The 4,934-nt window shown below is 33.4% G+C and carries 6 protein-coding genes and 1 pseudogene; 2 read left to right on the plus strand and 5 right to left on the minus strand.

The features are described from left to right. A pseudogene (locus wTpre_RS00965) lies at nt 1–419 on the plus strand (integrase core domain-containing protein); the annotation flags it as partial. 391 nt (nt 420–810) lie between these two features. On the opposite strand, the gene wTpre_RS00970 reads toward wTpre_RS00965, so the two are convergent. From wTpre_RS00970 to secG, 4 genes are all read right to left on the minus strand, one after another. After that, a complete protein-coding gene (locus wTpre_RS00970; RefSeq protein WP_068651295.1) occupies nt 811–1,218 on the minus strand; it encodes a nucleoside deaminase in 408 nt (135 codons plus the stop codon). 17 nt (nt 1,219–1,235) lie between these two features. Further along, nucleotides 1,236–1,409, minus strand: coding sequence for a hypothetical protein (locus tag wTpre_RS06215; protein ID WP_245609483.1), 174 nt, complete (start codon nt 1,407–1,409; stop codon nt 1,236–1,238). A 152-nt stretch (nt 1,410–1,561) separates the two neighbouring features. Then, nucleotides 1,562–3,169, minus strand: a complete 1,608-nt coding sequence (locus tag wTpre_RS00980) for a CTP synthase (protein ID WP_068651299.1) — start codon at nt 3,167–3,169, stop codon at nt 1,562–1,564. After that, nucleotides 3,169–3,489, minus strand: a complete 321-nt coding sequence (secG, locus tag wTpre_RS00985; protein ID WP_068652570.1) for a preprotein translocase subunit SecG — start codon at nt 3,487–3,489, stop codon at nt 3,169–3,171. The genes wTpre_RS00980 and secG overlap by 1 nt, the downstream gene beginning before the upstream one ends. Nucleotides 3,490–3,605: 116 nt before the next feature. Here secG and wTpre_RS00990 point away from each other — a divergent pair, with 116 nt between their 5' ends. Beyond that, the gene (locus wTpre_RS00990) at nt 3,606–4,130 is read left to right on the plus strand and encodes a gamma carbonic anhydrase family protein (protein ID WP_068651300.1); all 525 of its coding nucleotides are present in this window, start codon (nt 3,606–3,608) and stop codon (nt 4,128–4,130) included. Here the strand turns inward: wTpre_RS00990 and wTpre_RS00995 are convergent. Next, nucleotides 4,120–4,934: hypothetical protein (locus wTpre_RS00995; protein ID WP_068651302.1), on the minus strand; the 815-nt coding region annotated here is incomplete at its 5' end. The genes wTpre_RS00990 and wTpre_RS00995 overlap by 11 nt on opposite strands.

Consider the following 4,934-nt stretch of genomic DNA (forward strand, 5'->3'; position numbering starts at 1 on the left):
GGAGAAAACTGCTATCACAGCTGCAGATCTTCTCAATGATAGAGTTATACCATTTTTTGATAAACAGAAAGTTCCATTGCTACGCATTTTAACTGATCTTGGTACATAGTATTGTGGTAAACTAGGGAATCATGCGTACCTGTTATGTTTGAGAGTAGAAAATATTGATCATTCTAGAACCAAAGCTTATTCTCCACAGACTAATGGTATATGTGAAAGGTTTCATAGAACTATGCAAGATGAATGTTACAATATTATCTTTAGGAAAAAGATTTATAGTACTTTGGAGGAGCTTCAATTAGATGTCGATCATTGGTTGCATTCTTATAACAGAGATAGACCTCATTCCAGTAAGTATTGCTATTCCTATGCAGACCTTTTTTGATAGTATTCATATTGCTTACCAAAAAAAATACTGATAACATTAAAACAGATTCTGATGCCGGTTTTGACTTCTTCGATTCTTCTGTCAGGTCAAGTCTAAACTGTTACAGGTATAATATTTAAGTTATTTATGATAAAAAATAGATTTCTTGCATAACTAGCCAGTCTGGGATTTAGCAAGAAAATCTAGATTCCAGTAGTGCAAAAAATCTAATTTCTACGTATTCAAATATGGAAGTTCTAGTTTGTTAAACAGAACGTTGAGAAGTATCAATAATAAGCTCCCTTTTGAGTAAATTTTCTGCAATGGAGTTATCGTAATAACATCCCTTGTGTACGTTGAATGAGCAAATTGGTCAAATATACGAAAGAGTTATAATACAGATTTTACTCAAAAAATATTGAAACAATCTCACAAATCTTAAACTAATTTCTCAATTTCTTAAAGAAATCTTTTAATAAAAGAGAACATTTTGTTTCTAATATTCCACCATAAACTTCAGGTATGTGGTTACAGAATTGAAATATTCTAGTGCCGTTTTCAACTCCTCCACCTTTGGGATTGTAAGCCCCGAAGTAAAGACGTTTAATTTTTGCAAAAGAGATAGCTTGAGCGCACATCGGGCACGGCTCTAACGTTACGTACATTTTAGCTTCATAAAGCGTGGAAATTGAAAATGCTTTTCTAATTGTTAACATTTCTGCATGTGCAGTTGGATCATTAGATATATTGTGTGCAGAGGAGATGATATTGTTTCCATTAACTATTACAGCACCTATTGGCACTTCGCCATCTTTCTGAGCAAGTTTTGCTTGCTCTATAGCAAGTTCCATGTATTGGTACTTAAACATTAGGTTGTTGGATAAATATAATTTTCTTTTCTTGGCTTTTCTATTTTTTCTAGGTTATAGAATTCACTAAGGACTATTGTCCTTTTTACAAGGCTATCTATTTCTCGCTTTAAATATTTTTTTATTTCTTCTACCGATTTTAGTTCGTTTATAGCTACAACTACTTCTTCCATTATATCCTCTATAATTTGATCCTCCTCTAATTTATATATTATTTGTTCTATATGCTTATCCTCGAAGGTCGCAGATCCATATGTAATGCTATCTTTACTATTTCTTAGTAAACATTTTACCTCTCTATTAGAATAGAGTTTATTCAGTTCTATTAAACTCTATTGTCAATAGCTGCCTTAATAAAGGATATAAAGAGAGGATGAGGAGAAAATGGTCTTGATTGAAATTCTGGATGAAATTGCACACCAATAAACCATGAGTGATTTTTTAGCTCCACTGCCTCTATGCATGTTTTATCTTCTGATATACCGCTGCATATCATTCCATTCTCTTCTAAGTTATTTTTATAATCTAAATTAACTATATATCTGTGTCTGTGTCTTTCTGAAATAGTGACACTACTATATACATTTGCCATTTTTGAATTTGGATTTACATTACACTTGTATGTTCCAAGTCTCATGGTTCCACCAAGATCAACGTTCTTACCATCAGCGAGCTTGATGATTGGGTGTTTGCAAGTATAAAATTCTTCAGAGTCTACATCTTCAAGCTTAATAACGTTACGAGCAAATTCAATCACTGCAAGCTGCATACCAAGACAGATTCCTAAAAAAGGAATGTTATTTACACGGGCATAGTTTATTGCCAGTATTTTGCCTTCTATCCCGTTATCACCAAATCCTCCTGGAACGAGGACTGAATTAGAGCTTTGTAATTTTTCTCTGATAAAATTTGCATCTATAGATTTTCCATTCTCTTCTCTTGAGTTGACCCAATTTATCTTCACTCTAGCTTTATTACTAATTGCACCATGGTTTAATGCTTCAATCAGTGATTTATATGCGTCAGGAAATTCAGTATATTTTCCTACTATGGAGATGATAACTTCTTGTGTTGTATGTCTCATAGAGAGTACTATTTGGTCCCATTCAGGCAAGCTTGGTTTTGGCTTACTTAAGTGAAAGTGATCCAAAATTTGTGTCCCGAGCCCACATTGATTATACAAGGACGGTAACTCGTATATATGGCTTACATCAGGAGCAGGTATTACGTTAGATAAAGAAACATTGCAAAGATTGGCTATCTTTTCTTTTTGATTATCGGAAATTTCTTTTTCACTGCGACATAATATAATATCTGGTTGTAACCCCGCAGAGTTTAACTCTCGAACTGAATGCTGTGTCGGTTTTGTCTTTAATTCTTGTGCTGCAGTGAGATATGGTATTAAAGTTAAATGAATAAGGATAACTTTTTGCTTTCCTAGTTTATAACTGACTTGGCGTATAGCTTCCAAAAACGGTTGGCTTTCAATGTCGCCTACGGTTCCTCCTATTTCGCATATTACAAAATCTAAATCCTCTGTACCATTAAAAATGAAAGATTTGATTAAATCTGTCACATGAGGAATGATTTGCACAGTTTTTCCTAGATAATCACCACACCTTTCCTTCTTTAATAATTTATTATATACTTTGCCAGTAGTTATATTGTCGTCCTTGGTTGCTTTAATTTTAGTAAAACGCTCGTAATGTCCAAGGTCTAAATCAGTTTCAGCACCATCCTCAGTAACAAATACTTCCCCGTGCTGAGCTGGGCTCATTGTTCCAGGATCAATGTTGAGATATGGGTCAAGCTTTCTGATGCGAACATCGAACCCATGAGCTTGAAGGAGTGCTCCCACACTTGAAGCAACCAAACCCTTACCAAGTGATGAAACAACTCCACCCGTAACAAAGATAAACTTGGTTTCTTTCATTAATTTTCAAATGGAACAGAAGTTGATTGGCCTTCTTGCTTTTTTTCTAATATAATCTTCTCTGCAATTGATTTTTTATGTACATCTTTTGAACATAATCCTGATAGTAACAGTGTATTTATGATGAACAGTCCAGCAACTATAGAAGTTATTCTACTGAGTGGATTTTCAGAAGACTTCACCGGAATTATTGAATTCATTCCCTGTTGTGAATTACTAAAGCCACTTAACGAATTACTTTCAGGTGGCTGCAAGAGCACTAAAATTACCAATACAACAACCAATATTATTTGAAGTACACCAAGTACTGTTACTGACATTATGAATAGAGCTAAAAATAGAAATTTTAGGAGCATAAGGATCATAAGTCAAGAATATCTTTACCCAAGTAACTTGACTACTGGAATTCAAGTATGTATTAAATCTTATTTAAATAATGAGCTATCACATTTTAAAATACAAAGATTATGAGCCAAAAATAGATGAAAGTTCTTTTATCGCAGATGGTGTGCGTATCATAGGTAACGTTAAAATAGGAAGGAATGCGAGTATCTGGTTTAATTGTGTGATCAGGGGAGATGTTGGATCAATCGAAATAGGTAATGAAACGAATATTCAAGATGGCACCGTAATTCATGTAAATAGAAATCCAGGCGGTGACACGATTATTGGTAGTATGGTAACGGTTGGACATTTTTGTGTGTTGCATGCATGCACAATACATGATAAAGCATTTATTGGTATGGGCTCTGTTATAATGGATCATGCGATTGTCGAGTCTGAAGCTATGGTAGCTGCTGGTTCACTGGTGACACATGGAAAAATGATAAAAAGTGGTGAAGTATGGGCTGGCAGGCCAGCACAATTCTTTAAAAAAATGTCAAACGAAGAAATAAAACATATTACACAATCTGCACAAAACTATATCATGCTGATGAAAGAATATAAGGCTATATACTAGGTTGAGAAATCTTCAACTCTGATGCACATTCTACGCTAACTACTTCAAAAGTTTCTTCAACGATATGATTCTTATTAATAGAAGGCTCAATCGCTTTTTCAACTCTAGTTTGCTTATCAATAAGCTGATTAATAAAACTACCTCTGACTATAATATCCTTTATTGGCCAATTTGTTTGTGTTGGAATACCTGATGATTTAGCTGCAAGTTTTATCAGTTCTGATGTTAGAAGAAGAGATATAGTATTGTTTGATTTGAGAAAGAAATTTACATAATTCCCGCAGTATTTAGAAGATTTGCCCACTAGATAATCTGGTATTTTACCTACAAAATTTATTGTTATCCAATTGCATTCTTTGGTAAGTATGCTTGCTTCTTTTGGAACTTGTAGCAGTATTATAATATCATTGCTGATCCCATTTTCTTGTTGAGAAAAAAGTTCGTTATAAGCTCCTTTTTTACTGTGTTTCTCAAAGTACTTAGGAAAATAAATATTGAGATATTTAGAGTATAATTCTATTCGATTTTTCTGATCATTTTCTAAGAAAAACGTACATTTATCAACATTTTGCTTAAGTTCGCATAACTTAAATTTACTAAGGTCAGAGTCTGGAAATGGCTTTTCAATTTTAAAAGTAAGTGTAAGAGTGTGCGTTGTGTGATCAAATTCATTTTTTTCTTGTAGACTATCTTGTAGACTATAGTACTTATTTTTTTCATATTCCTTTTTTTCTCTATTAGCACTAACTTTCTGTTCATCAAAACTTTCAACATCACAAAAAAGTTCTTCTTCATCTAGCTCTT

This window comes from Wolbachia endosymbiont of Trichogramma pretiosum (assembly GCF_001439985.1).
Taxonomy (GTDB): domain Bacteria; phylum Pseudomonadota; class Alphaproteobacteria; order Rickettsiales; family Anaplasmataceae; genus Wolbachia.

Excerpts from the sequence above, each read along its gene's own strand:
- secG (WP_068652570.1), bottom strand. The coding sequence starts at position 3,489 with ATGTCAGTAACAGTACTTGGTGTACTTCAAATAATATTGGTTGTTGTA.
- wTpre_RS00990 (WP_068651300.1), top strand. The coding sequence starts at position 3,606 with ATGAGCTATCACATTTTAAAATACAAAGATTATGAGCCAAAAATAGAT.
- wTpre_RS00980 (WP_068651299.1), bottom strand. The coding sequence starts at position 3,169 with ATGAAAGAAACCAAGTTTATCTTTGTTACGGGTGGAGTTGTTTCATCA.
- wTpre_RS00970 (WP_068651295.1), bottom strand. The coding sequence starts at position 1,218 with ATGGAACTTGCTATAGAGCAAGCAAAACTTGCTCAGAAAGATGGCGAA.
- wTpre_RS06215 (WP_245609483.1), bottom strand. The coding sequence starts at position 1,409 with ATGGAAGAAGTAGTTGTAGCTATAAACGAACTAAAATCGGTAGAAGAA.